Annotated in this window: 24 protein-coding genes and 1 pseudogene; 4 read left to right on the top strand and 21 right to left on the bottom strand. The window is 50.1% G+C overall.

The window, feature by feature from the left end; genetic code table 11:
- Nucleotides 1-33: 33 nt before the first annotated feature.
- The gene (locus ABDW36_RS19330) at nt 34-1413 is read right to left on the bottom strand and encodes a cation:dicarboxylase symporter family transporter (RefSeq protein ID WP_343703562.1); all 1380 of its coding nucleotides are present in this window, start codon (nt 1411-1413) and stop codon (nt 34-36) included.
- A 205-nt stretch (nt 1414-1618) separates the two neighbouring features.
- On the opposite strand from ABDW36_RS19330, the gene ABDW36_RS19325 reads away from it, so the two are divergent.
- Both ABDW36_RS19325 and ABDW36_RS19320 read left to right on the top strand, forming a co-directional pair.
- Nucleotides 1619-3073 carry an amino acid permease gene (locus tag ABDW36_RS19325; protein WP_343703561.1) on the top strand — a complete coding sequence of 485 codons (1455 nt, stop codon included), beginning with the start codon at nt 1619-1621 and terminating at the stop codon, nt 3071-3073.
- Nucleotides 3074-3189: 116 nt separating this feature from the next.
- Nucleotides 3190-3900 carry a YebC/PmpR family DNA-binding transcriptional regulator gene (locus tag ABDW36_RS19320; RefSeq protein WP_343703560.1) on the top strand — a complete coding sequence of 237 codons (711 nt, stop codon included), beginning with the start codon at nt 3190-3192 and terminating at the stop codon, nt 3898-3900.
- A gap of 157 nt (nt 3901-4057) precedes the next feature.
- Here ABDW36_RS19320 and ABDW36_RS19315 read toward each other — a convergent pair whose 3' ends face one another.
- From ABDW36_RS19315 to ABDW36_RS19295, 5 genes are all read right to left on the bottom strand, one after another.
- Nucleotides 4058-5014 (bottom strand): D-2-hydroxyacid dehydrogenase, encoded by a 957-nt coding sequence (locus ABDW36_RS19315; protein WP_343703559.1) that lies wholly within the window; start codon nt 5012-5014, stop codon nt 4058-4060.
- A gap of 38 nt (nt 5015-5052) precedes the next feature.
- Nucleotides 5053-5304, bottom strand: coding sequence for a hypothetical protein (locus tag ABDW36_RS19310; protein WP_343703558.1), 252 nt, complete (start codon nt 5302-5304; stop codon nt 5053-5055).
- Nucleotides 5305-5864: 560 nt separating this feature from the next.
- Entirely contained in the window at nt 5865-6212 is a 348-nt protein-coding gene (locus ABDW36_RS19305; protein WP_343703557.1) for a hypothetical protein, read from the bottom strand.
- 102 nt (nt 6213-6314) lie between these two features.
- Nucleotides 6315-7250 carry a J domain-containing protein gene (locus tag ABDW36_RS19300; protein WP_343703556.1) on the bottom strand — a complete coding sequence of 312 codons (936 nt, stop codon included), beginning with the start codon at nt 7248-7250 and terminating at the stop codon, nt 6315-6317.
- 118 nt (nt 7251-7368) lie between these two features.
- The gene (locus tag ABDW36_RS19295) at nt 7369-9768 is read right to left on the bottom strand and encodes a thiamine pyrophosphate-dependent enzyme (RefSeq protein ID WP_343703555.1); all 2400 of its coding nucleotides are present in this window, start codon (nt 9766-9768) and stop codon (nt 7369-7371) included.
- Between the two features lie 200 nt (nt 9769-9968).
- Here ABDW36_RS19295 and ABDW36_RS19290 point away from each other — a divergent pair, with 200 nt between their 5' ends.
- Both ABDW36_RS19290 and ABDW36_RS19285 read left to right on the top strand, forming a co-directional pair.
- Complete coding sequence (locus ABDW36_RS19290; protein ID WP_343703554.1) at nt 9969-10373, top strand: DUF1573 domain-containing protein; 405 nt, start codon at nt 9969-9971, stop codon at nt 10371-10373.
- Between the two features lie 96 nt (nt 10374-10469).
- Entirely contained in the window at nt 10470-11663 is a 1194-nt protein-coding gene (locus ABDW36_RS19285) for a pyridoxal phosphate-dependent aminotransferase (protein WP_343703553.1), read from the top strand.
- Between the two features lie 753 nt (nt 11664-12416).
- Here ABDW36_RS19285 and carA read toward each other — a convergent pair.
- From carA to rplR, 15 genes and pseudogenes are all read right to left on the bottom strand, one after another.
- Entirely contained in the window at nt 12417-13496 is a 1080-nt protein-coding gene (gene carA / locus ABDW36_RS19280; protein ID WP_343703552.1) for a glutamine-hydrolyzing carbamoyl-phosphate synthase small subunit, read from the bottom strand.
- Between the two features lie 133 nt (nt 13497-13629).
- Nucleotides 13630-14436, bottom strand: a complete 807-nt coding sequence (locus ABDW36_RS19275) for a hypothetical protein (RefSeq protein ID WP_343703551.1) — start codon at nt 14434-14436, stop codon at nt 13630-13632.
- A 284-nt stretch (nt 14437-14720) separates the two neighbouring features.
- Nucleotides 14721-15071 (bottom strand): annotated as a pseudogene (rplQ, locus tag ABDW36_RS19270) (50S ribosomal protein L17); the annotation flags it as partial.
- Between the two features lie 110 nt (nt 15072-15181).
- Nucleotides 15182-16177 (bottom strand): DNA-directed RNA polymerase subunit alpha, encoded by a 996-nt coding sequence (locus tag ABDW36_RS19265; RefSeq protein WP_343703550.1) that lies wholly within the window; start codon nt 16175-16177, stop codon nt 15182-15184.
- Between the two features lie 70 nt (nt 16178-16247).
- Nucleotides 16248-16853, bottom strand: coding sequence for a 30S ribosomal protein S4 (gene rpsD / locus ABDW36_RS19260; RefSeq protein ID WP_343703549.1), 606 nt, complete (start codon nt 16851-16853; stop codon nt 16248-16250).
- 180 nt (nt 16854-17033) lie between these two features.
- On the bottom strand, nt 17034-17432 hold the full coding sequence (gene rpsK, locus ABDW36_RS19255; RefSeq protein WP_119078771.1) for a 30S ribosomal protein S11: 399 nt from the start codon (nt 17430-17432) through the stop codon (nt 17034-17036).
- Nucleotides 17433-17540: 108 nt separating this feature from the next.
- Nucleotides 17541-17921, bottom strand: a complete 381-nt coding sequence (rpsM, locus tag ABDW36_RS19250; RefSeq protein ID WP_119078770.1) for a 30S ribosomal protein S13 — start codon at nt 17919-17921, stop codon at nt 17541-17543.
- Nucleotides 17922-17966: 45 nt separating this feature from the next.
- A complete protein-coding gene (gene rpmJ / locus ABDW36_RS19245; protein ID WP_072360626.1) occupies nt 17967-18083 on the bottom strand; it encodes a 50S ribosomal protein L36 in 117 nt (38 codons plus the stop codon).
- Between the two features lie 31 nt (nt 18084-18114).
- On the bottom strand, nt 18115-18333 hold the full coding sequence (gene infA / locus ABDW36_RS19240) for a translation initiation factor IF-1 (RefSeq protein WP_012789309.1): 219 nt from the start codon (nt 18331-18333) through the stop codon (nt 18115-18117).
- A gap of 255 nt (nt 18334-18588) precedes the next feature.
- Entirely contained in the window at nt 18589-19398 is an 810-nt protein-coding gene (map, locus tag ABDW36_RS19235; protein ID WP_343703548.1) for a type I methionyl aminopeptidase, read from the bottom strand.
- Nucleotides 19399-19544: 146 nt separating this feature from the next.
- Entirely contained in the window at nt 19545-20885 is a 1341-nt protein-coding gene (secY, locus tag ABDW36_RS19230) for a preprotein translocase subunit SecY (protein WP_343703547.1), read from the bottom strand.
- Nucleotides 20886-20965: 80 nt separating this feature from the next.
- A complete protein-coding gene (rplO, locus tag ABDW36_RS19225) occupies nt 20966-21412 on the bottom strand; it encodes a 50S ribosomal protein L15 (protein WP_343703546.1) in 447 nt (148 codons plus the stop codon).
- Between the two features lie 97 nt (nt 21413-21509).
- Nucleotides 21510-21695, bottom strand: a complete 186-nt coding sequence (gene rpmD, locus ABDW36_RS19220; protein WP_119078766.1) for a 50S ribosomal protein L30 — start codon at nt 21693-21695, stop codon at nt 21510-21512.
- Between the two features lie 75 nt (nt 21696-21770).
- Complete coding sequence (rpsE, locus tag ABDW36_RS19215) at nt 21771-22289, bottom strand: 30S ribosomal protein S5 (protein WP_343703545.1); 519 nt, start codon at nt 22287-22289, stop codon at nt 21771-21773.
- A gap of 54 nt (nt 22290-22343) precedes the next feature.
- Nucleotides 22344-22697 carry a 50S ribosomal protein L18 gene (gene rplR, locus ABDW36_RS19210; RefSeq protein ID WP_343703544.1) on the bottom strand — a complete coding sequence of 118 codons (354 nt, stop codon included), beginning with the start codon at nt 22695-22697 and terminating at the stop codon, nt 22344-22346.
- Nucleotides 22698-22705: the final 8 nt, after the last annotated feature.

Below are 22705 nucleotides of genomic sequence, written 5' to 3'. Positions count from 1 at the left end.
TCAAGAGGAAGTTAATATTTTATGAAAGGCAGGCTAGGCCTTCGTTTCAGGCGGCAGCTGTTTGAAATCCACCTCTCCTTCCCATTTCCCGATGACGGCTGTAGCCAGGCAATTGCCAATTACGTTTACGGACGTGCGGGCCATATCCATCAGCTCGTCTATGCCCAGAATGAGGAACACGGGCCATACCGGCAGGTGGAAAGACGCTACGGTGCCAAGAATGATCACCAAAGTGGCCCTGGGAACGCCGGCTACCCCCTTGCTGGTAAGCATCAGCGTAAATACCATCAGTATCTGCTGGCCCCAGCTCAGATGGTGGCCGGCAGCCTGGGCTACAAACACTGAAGCCAGCGCCAGGTAAAGGGTAGACCCGTCCAGGTTAAAACTATAGCCGGTGGGCATTACAAAAGCGATCACCTTGCGGGGTACGCCCATTCTTTCCATGGCCTCCATGGCCTTGGGTAGTGCAGATTCGGAGCTGGTAGTGGCAAAGGCGATAGACACCGGTTCGGATATCTCCCTGATAAACCGGCCTATGGGCAGTTTGATAATGAGCGCAACGGGTACGAACACCACGAGTATAAAAACGATCAGGGCTACATACAGGGTGAGCAACAGCTGCAGCAGGTTGCTGAGCACGGAAAGCCCGCCATGCCCCACCGTGTAGGCAATGGCCGCTCCCACCCCCACCGGGGCAAAGTACATCACGATATTGGTGAACTTGAACATGACCTCAGACAAACTTTCGCAGAAGGCCAGCATAGGGCCCCGGAATTTGTCTTTCACCAGCAGCAGGGAAATGCCGAATATAACGCTGAACACCACAATGGGCAGAATTTCCCCATGATAGATGGATTTGGCAATGTTTTCCGGGAATACATGGAGGATCACGTCTTGCCAGTTCTGGGGCTTGGTTTCAGGCAGTTTTTCATGCAGCGATTCCGGGGGCATTTTGATGCCTACCCCCGCCTGGCTGATATTGATAGCGGCCAGGCCTATGAACAGGGCAATAGTGGTCACTATTTCGAAATACACCAGTGACTTCCAGCCCATACGCCCCACCTGTTTGATATCGGAGTGCCCGGCAATGCCCACCACCAGCGTGGCAAAAAGCAGCGGGGCAATTACGGTTTTGATCAACTGGAGGAAAACCTTGCTGAGCACCTGGAAGTTGACGGCTATGGCAGGATAATCATGCCCCAGCTCCGCCCCTATGACCATGCTCACCAGTATCCAGGTAGTAAGGGATTTTTTGGTAACGGCAAACCATACAACGGTGGCCACGGTTACCCACCGGAGCACCATCAATACTACCGGCGGCACTTCCATCCAGCCAAAATGATCGAACGTATGTACAAAGGAAACTATCGTAAAAACGATCAACGCAACAAGAGCCGCCAGCTTCTTATTCATAGAGGTGATTTAGTTCAAGGTTTTTGTCAAAAATTGTCCAAAAATAAGGTTCTGAACGCAAAATCCCCACAAATGTTGCCAGAATGCGGCCATATTGCGGCCCTGAACGTACATAAAATAAAATACCGCTTTATGATTTTAGATACTATATTTGACGATCTGTAAAATCTAAACAAGCTCTAAATCAACCTCACATCTTTACTGTATGAGTAGACTTTTTGCCAAGAAATCTCTTCCATTACTATTAGCAGAAGCTTCAGAATCAGAAAAAGGATTAAAAAGAACACTCAGTTCCGGGGCGCTGGTAGCGCTGGGCATTGGCGCCATTATAGGCGCGGGGCTGTTTTCCCTTACCGGCATTGCCGCTGCTGAAAATGCGGGGCCCGCTGTAACCATCTCTTTTGTACTGGCCGCCGTTGGTTGTGCCTTTGCCGGCCTGTGCTACGCAGAGTTTGCCTCTATGATACCCGTTGCGGGCAGCGCCTACACGTATTCCTATGCTACCATGGGTGAATTTGTTGCCTGGATCATTGGCTGGGACCTGGTGCTGGAGTATGCGCTGGGCGCCGCTACCGTGGCCGTAAGCTGGAGCCGCTACCTGCTGGAGTTCCTGCATAAGTTCGGCATCCATATCCCCCACCAGTTGGCGGTGTCACCCTGGGAAACAGTAAAAATGAGCGACGGTACCCTTATTGAAGGCGGCCTGTTCAACCTGCCTGCGGTTATCATTGTGCTGCTGCTCTCCCTGCTGCTCATCAAGGGCACCCGCGAGTCTGCCGGCATGAACAACTTCCTGGTAATCCTGAAAGTATCCGTAGTGATCGTTTTCATCATACTGGGCTGGAGCCATATAGACCCCGCCAACTATGACCCGTATATCCCCGCCAACACCGGCAAATATGAAAACTTTGGCTGGACGGGCATTGCCACCGGGGCGGCCGTGGTGTTCTTTGCCTTTATTGGCTTTGACGCCGTATCTACCGCCGCGCAGGAAGCCAAAAACCCGCAGAAAGGCATGCCCATCGGCATCCTTGGCTCACTCATTATCTGCACCATCCTCTATGTACTGTTTGCCCACGTAATGACAGGGCTGTTGAACTATAAACTCTTTGCCGGAGACGCCAAACCCGCTGCCACCGCTTTTGCGCAAACAGGGTACGATTTTCTGCAGACCGGCCTCATTATAGCCATCCTGGCGGGCTATACCTCCGTGATACTGGTGATGCTGCTCGGACAAAGCCGCGTGTTCTACTCCATGAGCCGTGACGGGCTGCTGCCGAAATTTTTCAGTGATGTACATCCCAGGTTCAGAACGCCCTGGAAAACCAATGCCTTCTTCATGGTGTTCGTAAGCCTGTTTGCAGGCCTGGTGCCGGTAAGCGATCTGGGGCACATGGTGAGCATCGGTACGCTCTTCGCCTTCTCCCTGGTATGCATCGGCGTGATCATCATGCGGAAAAAGATGCCGGAAATACCCCGTGCGTTCAAAACCCCGCTGGTGCCCTTTGTGCCCATTATGGGCGTGCTGGTATGCGGTTACCTCATGTACTCCCTGCCCAAAGAAAGCTGGGCAAGGCTGGCTATATGGCTGGCACTGGGCCTGGCTATCTATTTCTTCTATAGCAGGCACAACAGCAAACTGGGAAAAGAAAAGCCATAAATTGACCATAGATGATATTTCAAAGGCCCGCCGCGCTCCGCAGCGGGTCTTTTATTTGACGCTAATCTGTCAGAATTTAATATTTTTGCAGCCACATTCAAGGAACGTATTTTACTATGGGACGTATATTCGAAGTAAGAAAACATACCATGTTTGCCCGCTGGGACCGCATGGCCAAACAATTTACCCGCATTGGAAAGGAAATTGCCATAGCCGTAAAACAAGGCGGCCCTGACCCGGACAATAACCCCGCCCTGCGCCGCTGCTTTCAGAACGCTAAAGGCGTGAATATGCCGAAAGACCGCGTGGAAGCTGCCATCAAACGCGCCATGGGGAAAGACAAAACTGATTATGAAGAAGTTGTATATGAAGGATATGCGCCCCACGGCGTTGCCGTAATGGTAGAAACCGCTACGGACAATACTACCCGCACGGTTGCCAACGTGCGCATGCACTTCAACCGCGGCGGCGGCAGCCTGGGCAACAGCGGTTCTGTAGGTTTCCTTTTCAACCGCCTGGGCGAGTTCAAGATCAAAAATGAAGGGCAAGACCTGGAAGAGCTGGAACTGGAACTGATAGACTTCGGCCTGGAAGAGATCGGAGAAGACAGCGAAGGCAACATCATTATCCGCGCCGCTTTCAATGAATTTGGCAATATGGCCAAGGCGCTGGAAGAAAAAGGCATTAACATCATCAGCGCCGAGCTGAAAAGAATACCCAGCACTACCGTGGAATTAGGGGAAGAGCAAGCGAAGGAAGTACTGGAGCTGATTGACCGGCTGGAGCAGGATGAGGATGTACAGCAGGTGTTCCATAACCTGAAATAGTTTACGCCGCAGATATTTGGAGGGCTGACCTGACCGGGTCAGCCCTTCGTATTTCGTGGCCTTTTGGGAATAGTACTGTTCCGGCGTCCACCTTGAAGCCGGAACATCACTACCTGTAAGCGCGTTCATGGTGCTTATGGCCGCCGAAAGGAGTGATCTACCCCTTCACCACGTTCTCCGGCTGCCCGTTCTGAAATGCTTTTACATTGCTCACCACCTTGTCCATCAACTTCTTGCGCGCTTCTACCGTAGCCCATGCTATATGCGGGGTAACAAGGCAGTTTTTAGCGCTGAACAGCGGATGACCCGCCGGCGGCGGTTCCGTGGCCAACACGTCCAGCCCGGCGCCGGCCAGCCGGCCAGCATTCAATGCAGCTGCCAGGTCTTCTTCATTAATGAGCGGCCCGCGGCTGGTATTGATCAGAAAAGCAGATGGTTTCATCGTGCTGAGGAGGGCGGCGTTTACAAACCCTTTATTTTCAGCGTTCAGGGGGCAGTGCAGGCTTACCAGGTCTGCCTCCCGGAAGCAGGTGGCCTGGTCTGTAAAGATGACCCCATCCATTTTATCCCTTTCCGGGTGTTTGTGACTCACAATAACGCGCATGCCAAAGGCCATGGCTATTCTTGCAACGGCCTGCCCTATTTGCCCAAAGCCGATAATGGCCAGGGTTTTATGTTGCAGCTCCCAGAGCGGCTGTTTCCAGTAACTGAAATCAGGGTTTTGCACCCATTCTCCTTTCCGCACGCTGTCTGCATGCAGACCAACGCCCTGCACCAGTTCCAGCAGCAAGGCAAAGGTAAGTTGCGCTACGGAGGCAGTGCTGTAAGCGGGCACGTTGCTGACGGTAATGCCCCTTTCCCGGGCGGCCTTCACGTCTACAATATTGTAACCAGTGGCCATTACCCCAATATACCGGAGGGCCGGCAGCTGCAGGATGGTGTCTGCCGGCACAAGGGCTTTGTTGGTAAGAATGATGTCTGCTTCTTTGGCCCGCTCCGCTACCAGCTCCGGCGGGGTACGGTCATATACAGTTACCTTTCCAAGGGTTTCCAGCGCGTCCCAGCTCAGATCGCCGGGGTTGAGGGCGTAGCCGTCCAGTACAACTATATTCATAAGAATAAAAGTACGGCATTAGCTGAAAAAATTGCAGGCTAAAAAACGTCTACGCGTGCAAAGGTGTTATTCACCTTGTCTATAACAAAGTTCCCGTAAACAGAACGGTAGGTGCCGTAACATAATTTACCGTTCAACTGAATGTTGTGCTCTTTGCCCAGCGGGTGCATGCCCTCTATCAGCCTGACAAAACGCATGCGTTGCAGTTGGCCGCCGCATTTACATTTGGTTTCGGAAATTTTCTTGTGGGAATGCACAATATTGCTGCATCTGATACATCTAGCTTCCATGTTACGTTGATTTGGGTACAAAAAAATCCAACAGACTTTGGCTGTAAAGTTTGCTTTGTCAGATGTCTTTAATGTATGCATATACGCAACGTGGAGTTGCCTGCGGCTCAACAAACAATCTATGCCGGTATGCTAAAAGGAGAAAAATAAGGAAAGGTCCTTCCGTCATGTAAGTAAAACCTGGGCCTGTTTTTTCCGACAATCCATGTCAGCGATCAGAGGATGATGGTTAAACAATTTTGTAAAAACCAGGCCAGGTTTTTGTCTAATTTATCAAAGGATGATGGTTAGTTCGAATTTTTCTGCTTACCTAAGTTACGAAATCAATTACAAAGGAAAAAGTATTCATTGCTGTTTCCTTGAACTGAGGAAGGCCGTTCAAAACTGAACGGCCCCCATTTTCAGCCTATTTGAACCGTCTAAGCAATGTTTATGACTGTATTAACACTGCTAATTTATAGCTTTCCACTACGCCTGTACCAGGCTGAAAACAATGAACGGGGAATGAATAATTACGACAGAATGAACAATCAATCGATTGAAAATAAATTCAATACACGTTATAATGAACGATGCTTTTTAAGAAATAATAATTGGGCTTGAGCCACCTGGGGATAGCTGGGGTCACAGTTAACAATGAGGAAATAGCTGGCCAGCGGGCTCAATTGCCAGTCTGGTTCCATTTGCCCTGCGTGAGAGCAATATGTTTTCCGGAAATTCAGCTCCACCGGCAAGTGTAATGCCGCGCAAGCCCGCATGGCACGCTGAAGCGCATCCTCGCCCTGCCCGGGGCCGTAGCCCAGGGCCTCCAGCACTTCACTGGCATAATACGCTACCGCCGTTTCCTGCTCATGACGGTGCTGGTTTTCCAGTATCTCATCCAGGTAATCAAATGGTTGCAGTATCATGATATTAGTTTTTTCAGGTAAAACAACCGGGAAAGCCGCATTTTTGCCGATGGCCGGTTCACGCAAAATTACGGTGGGCCTGGTCTTTTCCCGCCCGCGGCCTTAGCTTGCCCGCATCTGCATCAACCGCGTGAAAAGCTCTTTCTCCTCTTCCGTCAGTTGTTTGGGTACGGTGACCTTCACTTTCACATACAAATCCCCTGCTGCTTCCGTGCTACCTTCCTGCGAGGGTATGCCCTTCCCCTTCAGCCGGAAAAGCCGGCCGCTGTCTGTGCCGGCCGGAATGCTCAATTGTAATGGCGTACCGGGCACCGCCACCGGCACTTTTCCGCCCAATACAGCAGTGTACAGGTCTACCGGCACTTCCATGTGCACATCTTTACCCTGCAATTCATACTGCCCGTCTGTAGCCAGTTCCACTTCTATCAGCAAATCTCCCGGCTCGCCACCGTTCCGCCCCGGCTGGCCTTTGCCTTTCAAACGCAGCACCTGGCCGTTATAAGTACCCTGCTTTATTTTCAGGTTCAGCTTTTGGCCGTTCACTTCTATTTGCCGCGTGGCGCCGGTGTATACGTCCTGCACACTAACTTTCATGGTAGCATGTACATCACCGCCCCGGCGTGTTCTGCTGCGGCCCTGCTGCGCGCGGCTCCGGAAGCCGCCGCCAAAAAGGTGCTCAAAGAAATCGGAAAACTGCCCCCCTTCTCCAAACATGCTTTCCACATCTTCATACTGCTGCCGGCCGCCGCCTTGCTGGGCCTGCCACCTGCCCCAGTCAAATCCTCCGCCACCGGCGTTGCCATGCTGCTCATAGTATTTCCAGTTCTCGCCAAACTCATCGTACTTTTTCCTTTTTTCTGCATCTCCCAGCACTTCATACGCTTCATTCAGCTCTTTGAACTTTTCTTCAGCCAGCTTGTCATCTGGGTTCTTGTCCGGGTGGTACTTCACCGCCAGTTTCCGGTAAGCCTTTTTAATGTCTTCCGCGCTGGCTTTTTTATCTACACCAAGAATTTTATAATAGTCTTTGTACTCCATACTTGTAAGAATATAACAAATTATGCCGGAAGCTTGTTTGCAGACGGCCTAAAACAGGCGCACCCCCTGCGTTGTACAGGGGGTGCGCTGCTGCTACGTCAGTTTATGTTTGCAGGAACTACTCCCTGATCATGTCCATTACTATTTTCACCACGTCTTCCGCATTGGGTTTGGAGAAGTAATCCCCATCAGACCCATAGGCGGGACGATGCGCCTGGGCGGCCAGCGTTCTGGGCGCCACATCCAGCCAGCGGTAGCCGCCCTGTACTTCCATCACCTGCTGGAACATATAGGCGGTGCCGCCACCGGGCACGTCTTCATCCACAAAAAGTATGCGGTTTGTTTTTTTCAAAGATGCCAGGATGGACTGGTGAATGTCAAACGGCAATAAGGTCTGCACGTCTATCAACTCACAGGAAATGCCCTGCTGTTCCAGTACCTGCATGGCGTCTTCAACTATCCGGAGGGTAGAGCCGTAAGATACGATGGTGATGTCTGTACCGGGGTGCAGCACTTCGGCCACGCCCAGCGGCACGGTGAAATCTTTCAGATTTTCCGGCAGGCGCTCCTTAAGGCGGTAGCCATTCAACGCCTCAATCATAATAGCGGGCTCATTGGCTTGCAGCAGCGTATTGTACATGCCGGCTGCCTGTACCATGTTGCGGGGCACGCATACATGCAGGCCGCGCAGCGAGTTCACGATCATGCCCATGGGGGAGCCGGAGTGCCAGATGCCTTCCAGGCGGTGGCCACGGGTGCGTACTATGATAGGGCAGAACTGGGTGCCTTTTGTTCTGTATTGCAGTGACGCTACATCGTCACTCAGCGGCTGCAGGCCGTATAGCAGGTAATCCAGGTACTGGATCTCCGCAATGGGGCGCAGGCCGCGCAGCGCCATGCCAATGCCCTGGCCCATGATGGTCAGCTCACGGATGCCGGTGTCAGCAATGCGCGTTTTGCCGTGTTTTTGCTGAAGGCCGGCAAAACCCTGGTTTACGTCTCCTATTTTGCCTACATCTTCTCCGAAGGCGAATACCAGCGGATGGTGGCTGAAGAGCTGGTCAAAATACCGGTTGAGTATTTCATAGCCGTTGATCAGCGGAGCGTCTTCCGCGTATTGCGCCGGCACCTCCGGTACGTTGAGCACGGAGTTGGGGCCGGTGGCATAGAGGTAGGTGTTGTAATTTTCTTTTTCGATGGCCAGCTGGCGGTCATAGAACTGCTGCAGGTCATCCAGCGCAGCGGAAAAGTTACGGGGATGCTTGAAAAGTATGCCTGCGGCTGTTTTCAACACATCCTTGCGTTGCGGCTCACGGTTGGAGGCCAGCTCCTGCATTACCTGCGTAATGTAGGCGGTATCTCCGCGGCCTTCGGCCAGCAAGGCTTCACACAGGCCCAGCAGCTCCTGCACCTGCGCCTTGATAGGCGCAATGTATTTTTCCCAGGCAGCGCGGCGGCTATCCTGCGCAATGGTTTTAGCCTCAGCCTCTATTTGCTGTAGCAGCGCTTCGTCTGCCAGTGCATTCTCCAGCAGCCACTGCCGCATTTTAAGGTTGCAATCAAATTCCTTTTCCCATGCCAGCCGCTCCTTGCTTTTATAACGCTCATGGCTACCCGAAGTGGAGTGGCCCTGCGGCTGTGTGATCTCCTCCACATGGAAGAGCACGGGCACGTGGGTTTCGCGGGCCTTGCGAATGCCTTCTTCAAAGGTTTCGCACATGCCGGCATAATCCCATCCTTTTACGTTATATATTTCCAGCCCGTTGGAGTTGCCGTTTTTGCGGAAACCTTCCATAACGGTGCTGATAGAACCTTTGGTAGTCTGGTATTTGCGGGGAACGGAAATGCCGTAACCATCATCCCATACAAAGATCACCAGGGGCACCTGCAATACGCCGGCGGCGTTTACGGTTTCCCAGAAGTGGCCTTCGCTCGTAGAGGCGTCACCAATAGTAGCAAAACATACTTCGTTGCCGTTGCGGGAAAGATGATCGTACTGCTGCAGCTCTGGTACTTCACGGAACAGTTTGCTGGCATAGGCCAGCCCCAGTGCGCGGGGCATCTGGGCGGCGGTAGGCGCCATATCTGCCGCGGTGTTTTTCATGGAGGCCAGGTTCAGCCAGTTGCCTTCCGCATCAATATTAGGCGTGGCAAAATGGGAGTTCATCTGGCGCCCGGCTGAGAACGGGTCGTTATTTATATCCGGGTCTGCATACAACTGAGAAAAGAACTGCTCCACGGTGGCAATACCACTGGCAAAGGCAATGGTCTGGTCACGGTAGTAACCGGAACGGAAATCGCCCGGTTTGAAATATTTTGACATGGCAATCTGCGCCACTTCCTTGCCGTCCCCAAAAATGCCAAACTTCGCTTTTCCGGTCAGTACCTCGCGGCGGCCCAGCAGGCTTACTTCCCTGCTGATGCAAGCGAGCCTGAAATCATTCAACACTTCCCTGCGGAATTCCTCAAACGACAACTGGCTCTGCATATTCATAGCTAATTCGTTGTTTTCGATCATGCCAACCTTGGTTAAAACACAAATGTAAAGTAAAATGGTGAATGGGTAATACCCACCGGCTGTTCCTGTGAATAATTAAATTTTTAAGAAATTTTTAATATCTTGCCGCCTGCGGTTCAATTTTTGGCCGTAAATTTGATTTGGAAACTGGTGTGAACTATATCGTTTTAACCAATCGTTTTAAAACCAAACTTGACAAGATGAAAAAATTTATCTTATCCCTATTTGCGAGCATGCTGCTGGCCACCGGTGCGTGGGCACAGGCCCAGAACGGTTCAGGCGCGGCCAATGCCGTAGATGCGAAACTGAAGTTCAAGAAGGAAACTGTTGATTTTGGCGTAACCAAGCTGAACAAACCGGTGACTGTTACGTTCGAATTTACCAATATTTCCACGGCGCCCGTGCTGATCGAAACGGCGAAGGCCAGCTGCGGTTGTACGGTGCCTAACTGGACCGTAGAACCGATCCTCCCGGGCAAAAGCGGCAAAATCACCGCCACCTACAGCGCAAACGCCACAGGCAAGCCCACCAAAACCGTTTACCTGAAGCTCAAAGGAATAGATCAGGAAAAAGAACTGGTGATCACCGGCACAGTAGAGAACTAAAGCGTAAAAGCTCACTGATATCGGCCCCCGTTCATAACGGGGGCCTTTTTTATTATATGCTTCCCTTAACTTTGCATCGCTAAAATCAAACACCAAATGCCTAACATCAGCAAACGGGGGCAGATTATGCCGCCCTCGCCGATCCGCAAGCTTGTACCCTTTGCGGAAGCAGCCAAAAAGAAAGGTACCAAGGTCTATCACCTGAACATTGGCCAGCCAGATATTGAAACGCCCGCAGCGGTGCTGGAAGCCGTCAGGAAATCTGATTTCCGGATACTGGAATACAGCCACAGCGCAGGTAACGAAAGCTACCGCCGGAAGCTGACGGGCTATTACAGCAAGTTTGGCATTACGGTGGACCATACGGAGATCATTGTGACCACAGGCGGCTCTGAGGCCATCCTTTTCGGTTTTATGGCTTGCCTGGACCCGGGTGACGAAGTGATTGTTCCCGAACCTTTTTACGCCAATTACAACGGGTTTGCCGTGGAGGCCGAGGTGAACATAGTACCCGTTACTTCTACCATAGATACAGGCTTTGCCCTCCCTCCCATTGAGGATTTTGAGAAAATGATAACGCCTAAAACAAAGGCCATTCTCATCTGCAACCCCAATAACCCCACGGGCTACCTGTACAGCCGCGCGGAAATGGAGGTGTTGAAAGCGCTTTGCCTGAAGCACAACCTGTTTTTATTCTCCGATGAGGCTTACCGGGAGTTCAGCTATGACGGCGAGAATATCTCCGCCCTGCATATTGCGGGCCTGGAGCAGCACGTAGTGGTATTTGACACTATTTCAAAACGTTACAGCGCCTGCGGGGCCCGCATTGGCGCTGTGGTGACACATAACCGCGGCCTGCTTGATGCAGTGATGAAATTTGCCCAGGCCCGCCTGAGCCCGCCCAGCTTTGCCCAGATTGCAGCAGAGGCGGCGGTAGACCTGCCAGATAATTATTTTGACGCCATCAAGGCGGAATACCAGGGCCGGCGTGACTTGCTGGTAGCGCGGCTGAACGCCATTCCCGGCGTATTCTGCCCCAACCCGGGCGGTGCTTTTTACGCCATGGCGCGCCTGCCTATTGATGATGCGGATAAGTTCTGCCAGTGGCTGCTGGAGTCTTTTTCCCACGAGCAACAAACGGTGATGCTGTCTCCCGCCACCGGCTTTTACGCTACTCCCGGCCTGGGCAAGCAGGAAGTACGGCTGGCATATGTATTGAACCTGGGTGATATCGCAAAAGCCATGGATTGCCTGGCCAAAGCGCTGGAAGTATACCCTGGCCGCCAGTAAAACCATTCACGGAGAGCCGGTAATATTTAGTCGCTTAAGGTTAAAAAAACATTACCATTCTAAAACATGACAAAAATCATATTTCTTAAAATATCGGCTGGAACGCTTATAAATACTGAATATTTACATTACAATAAATTCTATATTTATTTTTTGAGCTCAAAAGCCTAAAATTTTCAGAAAATGAATTTTGAAATTTAAATTTATTGTCTACTTTTACTGTGTAATCGATACGCAAAGGGTTGATTAAACAAATAACAAAAAGTTAGATTTATGTGGACAAAAATACGGAAGCTCCTTAGCAAAAATTTAACTTGTATAATTTTGACAAATGGGAAAATGGCGCGACCTTTGCATTATCAACATTATGTAAAAAGTCGGCGACAAACTAAAACGTTTTAGCTAATTAATCATATTTTTGTATCAGTTTTTCATAACGTGGAATTTATAAAGGCAAACGGCTCTGTTCACAGAGCCGTATTTTTTTATCCTTAATTCCAGAATTTATCTTTTTCCAACCGATTGCAATTTAAATTCCTCTATTTCAAGGAAATTTCAACCTATTTTGCCGCTATAAGCTCCTGATTTTTTCATATTATTGTCATGTAATGAAAAGACAAGGTGGGTATTGTGCTTAACCGCGCAGTACCTTTCGCTAGTTTTCATAACGTGGAATTTTAAAATGCAACGGTCCTGATTCCTCAGGACCGTTTATATTTTTTTCCAGTATGTAAAATTCGGGGGAGCTTTCCCTTACATGTTTGCGCGGATCATCGTAAAGAAGTCGTCAAACAGGTAGCGGGAATCATGCGGGCCGGGGGTAGACTCCGGGTGATATTGCACAGAGAAGGCAGGTTTGTTTTTGATACGGATGCCCTCTACAGACTGGTCATTCAGGTTCACATGCGTAACTTCCACGTTTTCAGAGGCTGCCACCGCTTTTGCGTCGATGGCAAAACCGTGGTTCTGGGTAGTGATCTCGCATTTGCCGGTGAGCAGGTTCTTTACCGGGTGGTTGAGGCCCCTGTGGCCGTGGTGCATCTTGTAGGTAGGGATGCCGTTGGCCATGGCCAGTAACTGGTGGCCCAGGCAAATACCAAACAGGGGGCGGTTGGCTGCCAATACCTTTTTAATGGTTTCTACGGCATATGCAAGCGGCGCCGGGTCACCAGGACCGTTAGATATGAAATAAGCATGCGGTTTGAAGGTTTCGCACTCCTCAAAGCTGGTCTGGGTAGGATGTACTTTCAGGTAAGCCCCTTTTTCAGACAGGCATTTGAGCATATTTCGTTTCACTCCGTTGTCCAGCACGGCAATACGGATCTCCGCATTCGGGTCTCCTACAAAATAAGGCTCCTTGGTAGATACCTCTGCGCAAAGTGCCAACCCTTCCATTGAAGGTACTTTGCTCAGTTCTTCCCTGAGTTTCTTTTCGTCCAGTATTTCAGAGGAAATAATACAGTTCATGGCGCCTTTGCTGCGGATGTGAGATACCAGGGCGCGGGTATCTACTTCATGAATGGCCACCAGGTTATTGTCTTCCAGGAACTTGGCCAGAGACTCGTCCGCCATTTTGCGGGAATAGTTATGCGCTATATTTTTACAGATCAGGCCGCTGATTTTCACACTGCTGCTTTCTACATCTTCGTTCTTGGTACCATAATTCCCCACGTAACAGTTGTTCATAATCAATACCTGCCCTTTGTAGGAAGGATCGGTGAAAACTTCCTGGTAACCGGTCATACCCGTATTAAAACAAAGTTCGCCGGATGCGGTCCCAACTTTTCCGAACGCTTTACCATGAAAAACGGTGCCATCTTCTAACAACAGCATGGCGGGCTGTGTGGATCTGGTAGTTTGCGGCATTCTGCTTACCCTTTCTTTTTTTATGTTCCGAAACGGAACGGTTAAAACTTTGCAAAGTTAGGGCATGATTTTGAATTTTGAGCAGCTATTTTACGGCTGTTCAGTTCAATTGGGCTGATTTTAACACTTCCTCCGCCACCCGTCTGCCTGTGGAATCATTTCCCGTATGAGTTACCACTACCTGTACGCTGATACCGCCTTTTACGACCACCAGGCTGCTGAACTCCATGGGGGCGGAATGGTCTTGCACATAGCTCCCCTGCTGCCACATGGCCGGCGCCCCGTTGAGCTGCACCCGTTTTTCGGTGTAGCTGAACTGCGAAACTCCTTTCTGCCGCGCCAGCGCGTCAGCAGCCGCCCGTGCCGCCGGTTCCAGCTCTACCTGTGACTGGGCCAGAAAAATGGCTTCCTCCATGGTGATTTCCAGCCCTTCCGCCCTGCCCCCGCCTGTGAAAGCCTTGAAACGCAGGTTGGGCATGTCTTTCCGGTCTGCCGGAGAAAGGGAGAACGGTGTCTGCAGCCGTAACACGTTACCCCGGAAAGTACGCCAGCCACCGGTTTCCAGCATGGCAGCCGGTACGGTGGGCTTGCTGAACATCTTTACCAGGCCGGGCCCGTACCAGGCGCCCAAGGTGCTGCAGGCCACCAGTATTACGATGCCCGTGATGAGCGCAGCTTTCTGGCGGATGGTCAACATCCAGTGCTGCTGTTTTTTAATAATGGCCTGGTAGGCAGCTTCTGAAATGCCTGCTTCCGTGGCAAACTGCTCAAAGCTGCCATGTGGATGGCGGGCCTGCCAAACGGGAAATGTAAGCGGGAATTTTTTGCTGCAGTGATCGCAGAGGGTGACGTATTCGGATTTGAGGGCACTGTGCCGGCCACAATGACCACATTTAAGATAGTGCATAGGTATGGGATATTTGCACTAAATTAATATTTTTTTACATATAACAACCCGGATGGAGGCCTTTCCGTATAAAAAAAAGCTGCCCTGGTGAGAGGGCAGCTTTTCCTGTATCGTTAGAAAAAAAACTATTCAGCAGCTTTTTCTTCAGTAGCGGGTGCTTCAGCAGCGGGAGCGGCAGGTTCTGCGGCTTTCTCTTCTGCTTTCTTCTTGCCACCACCGGCACGACGGGTTTTCTTGGCCGGTGCTTTTTCAGCCTCGGCAGATTTACCGTATATTTCATTGAAGTCAACCAGTTCGATCAGGGCTACTTCTGCATTGTCACCAATCCTTTTACCCAGTTTGATGATGCGGGTGTAACCACCGGGGCGGCTGGCAATTTTTTCGCTGATGGTGCCAAACAGTTCAGTGATGGCTTCTTTATCCTGCAGGTAGCTGAAAACAATACGACGGTTGTGAGTGCTGTCGGTTTTAGCGCGGGTCAGCATTGGTTCAATGTAAACGCGCAGCGCTTTTGCTTTCGCTAAAGTGGTTTGGATACGTTTGTGGCTGATCAGCTCGCAAGCGAGGTTGCTCATCAGCGCTTTACGGTGAGCGGAAGTACGGCTCAGCCTGTTCAATTTTACTCCGTGACGCATGACTTTTGTTTGTTTGTGTTCCCTTATACCGTGTCAGGAATTATAAGGTACTTGTTATAAAATACAAATCACGGATGCCTTCCGGCTCCGTGATTTGTGCTATACGAATACTATTCTTCGTCCAGTTTCAGTTTGGACAGGTCCATACCGAAGTGCAGACCTCTTTCGCCCAGTACCTGCTCAATTTCGCTGAGAGACTTCTGACCGAAGTTCCGGAACTTCATCAGCTCTTCCTGCTCGTACTGTACCAGTTCGCTCAGGGAGTTGATTTTAGCGGCTTTCAGACAGTTGAACGCGCGAACGCTCAGGTCCAGGTCTTCCAGCGGCGTTTTCAGGATCTTGCGGAGCTGCAGTGTCTGTTCGTCCACTACATCTTCTTTCTCAGTGTCTTTGGTATCGAAGCTGATGTTCTCATCAGTGATGATCATCAGGTGTTGGATCAGGATGCGGGAAGCCTGTTTAACGGCTTCTTCCGGGTGGATGGTACCATCAGTGACCACTTCCATGATCAGCTTTTCGTAGTCCGTTTTTTGTTCCACACGGGTGTTCTCGATGCTGTATTTCACGTTTTTAATGGGCGTGAACACAGAGTCGATGGCGATGTAACCAAAGATCGCATCTTTGGGCCTGTTCTCTTCAGCCGGCACGTAACCGCGGCCTTTGCCGATGGTCAGTTCAATGTCCAGCTTGGCAGAAGGGTCCAGGGTGCAGATCAGCAGCTCGGGGTTCATGATCTGGAAAGAATTGGTGGCTTTCTCGATCATGTCCGCACGGAACTCGGTTTTGCCTTTGATGGAGATCTGGATCTTTTCGCTGCTTACTTCGTTCTCAACAATCTTTTTGAAACGAACCTGTTTCAGGTTGAGGATAATTTCAGTAACGTCTTCCGTGATCCCTTTCAGGGTGGCAAACTCGTGATCAGCGCCTTCAATCTTGATTCCCACAATGGCATAGCCCTCCAATGAAGACAACAGTACGCGGCGGAGCGCATTCCCGATTGTCACACCATAACCCGGTTCTAACGGACGGAATTCGAATTGAGCTTCAAAGTCGGTAGACTTCTGCAAAACGATCTTGTCAGGCTTTTGGAAATTAAGAATTGCCATTGATATGCTTGATTTATGAGTTTTAACTTATGTTATACGGCTATAGCCACCGGCTGGTGGCTATAACTTATTACTTGGAGTACAATTCTACGATCAGTTGTTCCTTGATGTTCTCGGGAACGCTTTCTCTCTCCGGATACGCAATGAATGTACCTTTCATGTCTTTCTCATTCCAGTCCAGCCAGCTGAACTTCGGGTTTTTACCACGAATAGCGCTGGTGAGGGCGGTGTTGCCGGCGGCTTTGTCTTTCAGGCCAACCACGTCACCGGGTTTCAACTGGTAAGAGGGTACGTTCACTACCACACCGTTCACTGTTACGTGCTTGTGGGAAACAAGCTGGCGTGCAGCGGGACGGGAGGGGGCAATGCCCATGCGGAACACGGTATTGTCCAGGCGGGCTTCCAGCAGCTTGATCAATACTTCACCGGTAACGCCTTTTCTGCGGTTGGCTTCTTCAAACAGGTTACGAAACTGTTTTTCGAGCACGCCGTAAGTGTATTTTGCTTTTTGTTTCTCTCTCAGCTGCAATGCATACTCACCCAGTTGTTTACGCTTGCGCTGTGCGCCATGCTGACCGGGAGGGTTGCTGTTCTTGCCTAAATACTTGCCATTACCTAAAATGGGCTCTCCAAAAATCCTGGAGATCTTGGTCTTTGGTCCTGTGTACCTTGCCATGTTTTGTTGTTCAGATTTTTAGTTACGGTGCAAGCTCATTTAAAAATCTTAAAACCCGATCTTGCACCCACTGTGATAAATAAATATACAAATAAAAATTACGAATTACGAATTGCGCATTACGTTCATGATCTTGGTCCAGATCCGTAATTCGCCATTCGTAATTCGCAACAGAATATCCTATACCCTTCTCTTCTTGGGAGGACGGCAGCCGTTGTGGGGCAGCGGGGTCACATCCTTGATGAGGGTTACCTCGATACCTGAGTTTGAGATAGCACGGATAGCGCTCTCACGACCGGCACCGGGGCCTTTTACAAATACGTCCGCTCTTTTCAGACCAGCGTCAAAGGCAGTTTTGGCAGCATCGGAAGCAGCGAGCTGGGCAGCGTACGGAGTGTTCTTTTTAGAACCCTTGAAACCCATTTTACCGGCAGAAGACCAGGAGATCACCTGACCCTGTTTGTTGGTAATGCTTACAATGATGTTGTTGAAACTTGCAGAGATATGTACATCCCCGAAGTTATCCACCTTTACTACCCTCTTTTTAGCGGCAGCTTTTGTATTAGTTGCTTTTGCCATAATTCGTTATAATTCCAACGATGAAATTCCAAATCCCTGTTTATATAAAAACCCTTTATGCCGCCAGCTCCCGGACTTGGAAAAAAGGACACCGGCCAAGGGATCTTATTATTTTTTCGGTGCCTTCTTTTTACCAGCAACGGTTTTACGTTTACCTTTCCTGGTGCGGCTGTTGGTACGGGTACGCTGACCTCTAACCGGCAGACCTTTCCTGTGGCGCAGCCCGCGGTAGCAGGCAATATCCAGCAAACGCTTGATGTTCATCTGCACTTCAGAACGCAGCTGACCTTCTACCTTCAGCTCCTGGAGAATGATGTTACGGATGGCAGATTGCTCATCATCGTTCCAATCCTTCACTTTCTTGTTAAAATCAATGCCTGCTTTGCTCAGGATATACTGGGCGGTAGAGTGGCCAATACCATAGATATAGGTCAGACCAATTTCGCCTCTTTTGTTTTTAGGAAGATCAATACCGGCTATACGTGCCATATCAATTGTTTAATTTATAATTCGTTTAATGTATACAGATGCTGATTAACCCTGACGTTGTTTAAAACGGGGATTCTTCTTGTTGATCACCAGCAATTTACCCTTGCGGCGAACAATTTTGCAGTCTGCACTTCTTTTCTTGATGGAAGCTCTTACTTTCATGAGTCAAATGTTATAAATCTACCAGTTGTTACTATTTGTACCTGAAAATTATACGACCCCTGCTCAAATCGTAAGGGCTCATCTCAACGCCAACTTTATCTCCCGGCAGGATGCGGATATAGTGCATTCTCATTTTGCCAGAAATGGTAGCCAGAATCTCGTGTCCGTTCTCCAGTTTTACCCGGAACATCGCATTAGATAAGGCTTCGAGAATAATACCATCCTGTTTAATGAGTGCCTGTTTCGCCATAAAAATTTTTAGGAATGCAAAGATACCACAAAAGTTTCTTAAACCGAAAAAATTACCGGAAATAATTGATGAAAAAGCCGCGTTATGTGGATAACTTTTAAAAAATATCGCAATATTTCTATAAAGCTACTCTATATCAATTAATTATACAGTCTTAAATGCTATAATACCTCTGAGGGGAAACCGCTTGTGATTGCGGCCAAACGCTCAAAAAGCAAGCAAAGATACGTATTTACAGCCAGATTACACAGTACCTCAGGCGCTGATGTACGCGCCGTTCAGTGCCGGATTCTGTTTTTCTGCGGCTTCAATGTGCTCAAAAGTAGACAGCATGTCTGCTTTTCCTTTCATCACGGCCACAGTATGCTCATAGTGAACAGACACCTTGCGGTCTCGCGTCACCACCGTCCAGCCGTCTTCCAGGTATTCCACATCCCTGGTACCCAGGTTCACCATAGGCTCAATGGCAATCACCAGGCCTTCTTTCAGCACGGCCCCGCTGCCCCGGCGGCCGTAGTTGGGCACCTGGGGGTCTTCATGCAGGTTGCGGCCAAGCCCGTGGCCCACCAGTTCCCGCACTACACCGTAACCTCTCTCCTTCTCCACATATTCCTGTATGGCGTAGGCAATATCTCCTACCCGGTTGCCGGCCACAGCCTTTTCCACGCCTTTGGCCAGCGCTGTTTTGGTGGCGGCCATCAGTTTCTGCACATGGGGCGGCACCTCGCCTACGGCAAAGGTATAAGCGCTGTCTCCATGAAAACCGTTGGCGTACACTCCTACGTCTACAGACACCACATCTCCCTCCTTTATAACATGCCCGTTGGGAATACCGTGTACAACGGCCTCATTTACAGAAATGCAGCAGGTATTCGGGAAGCCTTTATAGTTTTTGAAAGAAGGCACAGCACCATGATCACGGATGAATTGTTCCGCAATGGCATCTACCTCCAGCGTAGTCATGCCCGGCTTCAGCCTTGCGGCCACCTCTGCCAGCGTAGCACTTACCAGCTGGGCGCTATGGCGGATCAGTTCTATTTCTTCTTTTGTCTTATAATGGATCATAACACGCGAAATTATAAAATTATTACGACTTGTCCCCTTCACAACAGCGGTGAACGGGCTACTGTTCAATATGCAGGGTATAAAAAAAGCCACCGGGAGTAAATGCTCCCGGTGGCAGTTATATCAAATTCATTTGTTCTGATGGATCAGGCATTGGCCGGGGAGGTCCTGCCCTTGATGCGGCCGGAGCTCATCAGGCCATCGTAGTGGCGCATGAGCAGCTGGCTTTCTATCTGTTGCAGGGTATCCAGTATAACGCCCACCATGATCAGCAGGGAGGTGCCGCCGAAGAAGGTGGCAAACAGGCTGTTCACGTTGGCGGCGGCTGCAATGCCGGGGAGGATACCTACCAGTGCCAGGAAGAAGGCGCCGGGCAGGGTAATACGGTCCATTACAGCGCCGATGTAATCTGCGGTAGCCTTACCGGGTTTTACACCGGGAATGAAACCGTTGTTACGTTTCATTTCATCCGCCATCTGCGTGGGATTGAAGATGAGCGCCGTGTAGAAGAAGGTGAACACTACCACCAGCACCGCATAGATCACGTTATACCAGGGATTGGTATGGTCGCTGAATATGCGGATGAATGCTGACGCGTTGTCTGAAGTGGCAAAGCCGATGGCGGTTGCCGGAATGAACATAATAGCCTGGGCAAAGATGATGGGCATTACGCCGGCAGCGTTCACCTTGAGGGGAATGAACTGGCGTACCCCGCCATATTGTTTGTTGCCTACAATACGTTTGGCATAGTTCACCGGTATCTTGCGGGTACCCTGTACCAGCAGGATGAGGCCTACGGTGATCAGGATGAACATGGCTATTTCTATCAGGAACAGCAGCAGGCCACCGCCGGAGCCGGTTGTTTTCAGAGACAGCTCCTGCAGGAGCGCCTCAGGCAGGCGGGCCAGGATGCCCATCATGATGATGATGGAAGTACCGTTACCAATACCTTTATCCGTGATCTTTTCACCGAGCCACATGATGAACAGCGTACCTGCGGTGAGCACCACGGTGGTGGACAGCCAGAACAGGAAGGTACCGTATTCCGGAATGAGGGCGCCGCCGGACTGTGTTCTCAGGTAAGCAACATATGCGCTGGCCTGGAACGCCGTTACCACAACGGTGAGCAGACGGGTATACTGGTTAATCTTTTTCCTTCCGCTGTCACCTTCTTTCTGCAGTTTCTGGAAATAAGGCACTGCTATGGTGAGCAGCTGGATGGCGATAGACGCCGAGATATAGGGCATGATACCGAGGGCAAATATGGAAGCCCGCGAGAAAGACCCGCCGGCAAACATATTGAAGAGCCCAAGGATACCTTTCTGGGAAGTCTCAGAGAATTTGGCCAGCTCGTTCGGATCGAGACCGGGAAGGGTGATATAGGAACCCACACGGTATACCAGTACCAGGAGCAGGGTGGTGAGGATGCGTTTACGCAGGTCCTCTATGCTCCAGATGTTCTTTATGGTTTCGATAAATTTCTTCACAGGAAGATAAGAGTTTAATAACGCGTGTAAAATTCGAAAAGACGCACTACTCCGTAGGCGCCTTCTCTATCGTAATTTTCTTAAACCAGCTCAACTGATCCGCCGGCAGCTTCAACGGCAGACTTGGCTTTCTCGCTGATCGCGTTCACTTTCAGCGTTACTTTGCTTTTCAGTTCCCCGTGGCCGAGTACTTTTACTTTGGCAGTTTTGCTGATCAGGCCGTTCATGTACAGGTTTTCGAGAGAGAATTCCTGCAGACCGTATTTTTCAACAATCTGTTCCAGTTCGCCTATGTTGAATACTTTGTATTCGGTACGGGTGATGGGAATAAAACCACGTTTCGGCAGACGGCGCTGGATGGGCATCTGGCCACCTTCGTGACCTCTTTTGCTGGAATAGCCGGTGTTGGACTGGGCGCCTTTGTTACCTTTTGTAGAAGTACCACCTTTACCGGAAGCTTCACCGCGGCCTAAACGTTTTTCTTTATGTACTGCTCCTTTTGCAGGTCTTAAGTTCTGTAAGCTCATAGTTTGAATTGTTTTACTTACGCGGAAATCAACCGCTCGCTTTTACAATGATAGTTCAAAAAAACAAGAAGCCAAATGTAAAAATGAAAATTTTACATTATGCATTCACTTGCTCAACCTTTACCAGGTGGTTTACGGCGCGAACCATGCCGAGGATCTGGGGGGTAGCTTCCACTTCTACAGTGTTGTTCAGCTTTTTCAGCCCGAGAGCCTTCAGCGTCAGTTTCTGACGTTCGGGACGGTCAATACCACTTTTAACCTGGGTGATCTTAATCTTTGCCATTTTATTTAAATATTTCCAATTAAAGTGACCGGTGCTTCTCCTTTGGAGAGAGTGCCAGGTGTTGGAACCTTATGCTTAACCGTTGAATACTTTCTTCAGGGACACGCTGCGTTGTTTTGCGATAGCGATAGGCTCGCGCAACAGGCCCAGTGCCTTGAAGGTGGCTTTCACCACGTTGTGGGGGTTAGCGGAACCCAGGGATTTTGCCAGTACGTCTGTGATACCTGCGCTTTCCAGCACGGCGCGCATGGAACCACCAGCGATCACACCGGTACCATGAGCGGCCGGTTTGATCAGCACTTTCGCAGCACCTTCCTTGGCCAGCTGGTCATGAGGAATGGTACCGTGATGTACCGGAACCTTGATCAGGTTCTTTTTGGCGTCGTCTATCCCTTTGGTGATCGCTTCCTGTACTTCCTTGGCTTTACCAAGGCCGTGACCTACCACGCCATTCTCGTTACCTACCACCACCAGCGCGGAGAAGCTGAAAGTACGGCCGCCTTTGGTAGTTTTGGTAACCCTGTTAATAGCTACAACCTTTTCTTTCAGTTCCAGATCGCCAGCTTTTACTTTATTGAATGAATTCTTTGCCATTTTTATTTAATAAGAATTACGATATCAGATTGTTTTAACTCCTGGTCCTTCAGATTAGAATTGCAGGCCTCCTTCGCGGGCTCCGTCAGCAACTGACTTCACACGGCCATGGTAGAGGTAACCACTTCTGTCGAACACGCAGGTAGTGATACCCAGCGCGGTAGCTTTGGCAGCCAGCGCAGCGCCTACCAGTTTGGATTTTTCGGTTTTCGGAACACTCTGGGAAGCAATGGCTTTATCGCGGGATGAAGCGGATGCCAGGGTGGTACCGTTGGTATCGTCAATCAGTTGCACATAAATTTCAGCGTTGCTGCGGTAAACAGCCAGTCTTGGTTTTTGTGCAGTACCGCTGATCTTTTTACGGATCCTGTAGCGGATATTCTGTCTCCTGTTTGTTTTTGTACTCATCACTTAGT

Source organism: Chitinophaga sp., from assembly GCF_039596455.1.
Lineage (GTDB): Bacteria > Bacteroidota > Bacteroidia > Chitinophagales > Chitinophagaceae > Chitinophaga.
This window is presented reverse-complemented; position numbering and strand designations above follow the sequence as displayed.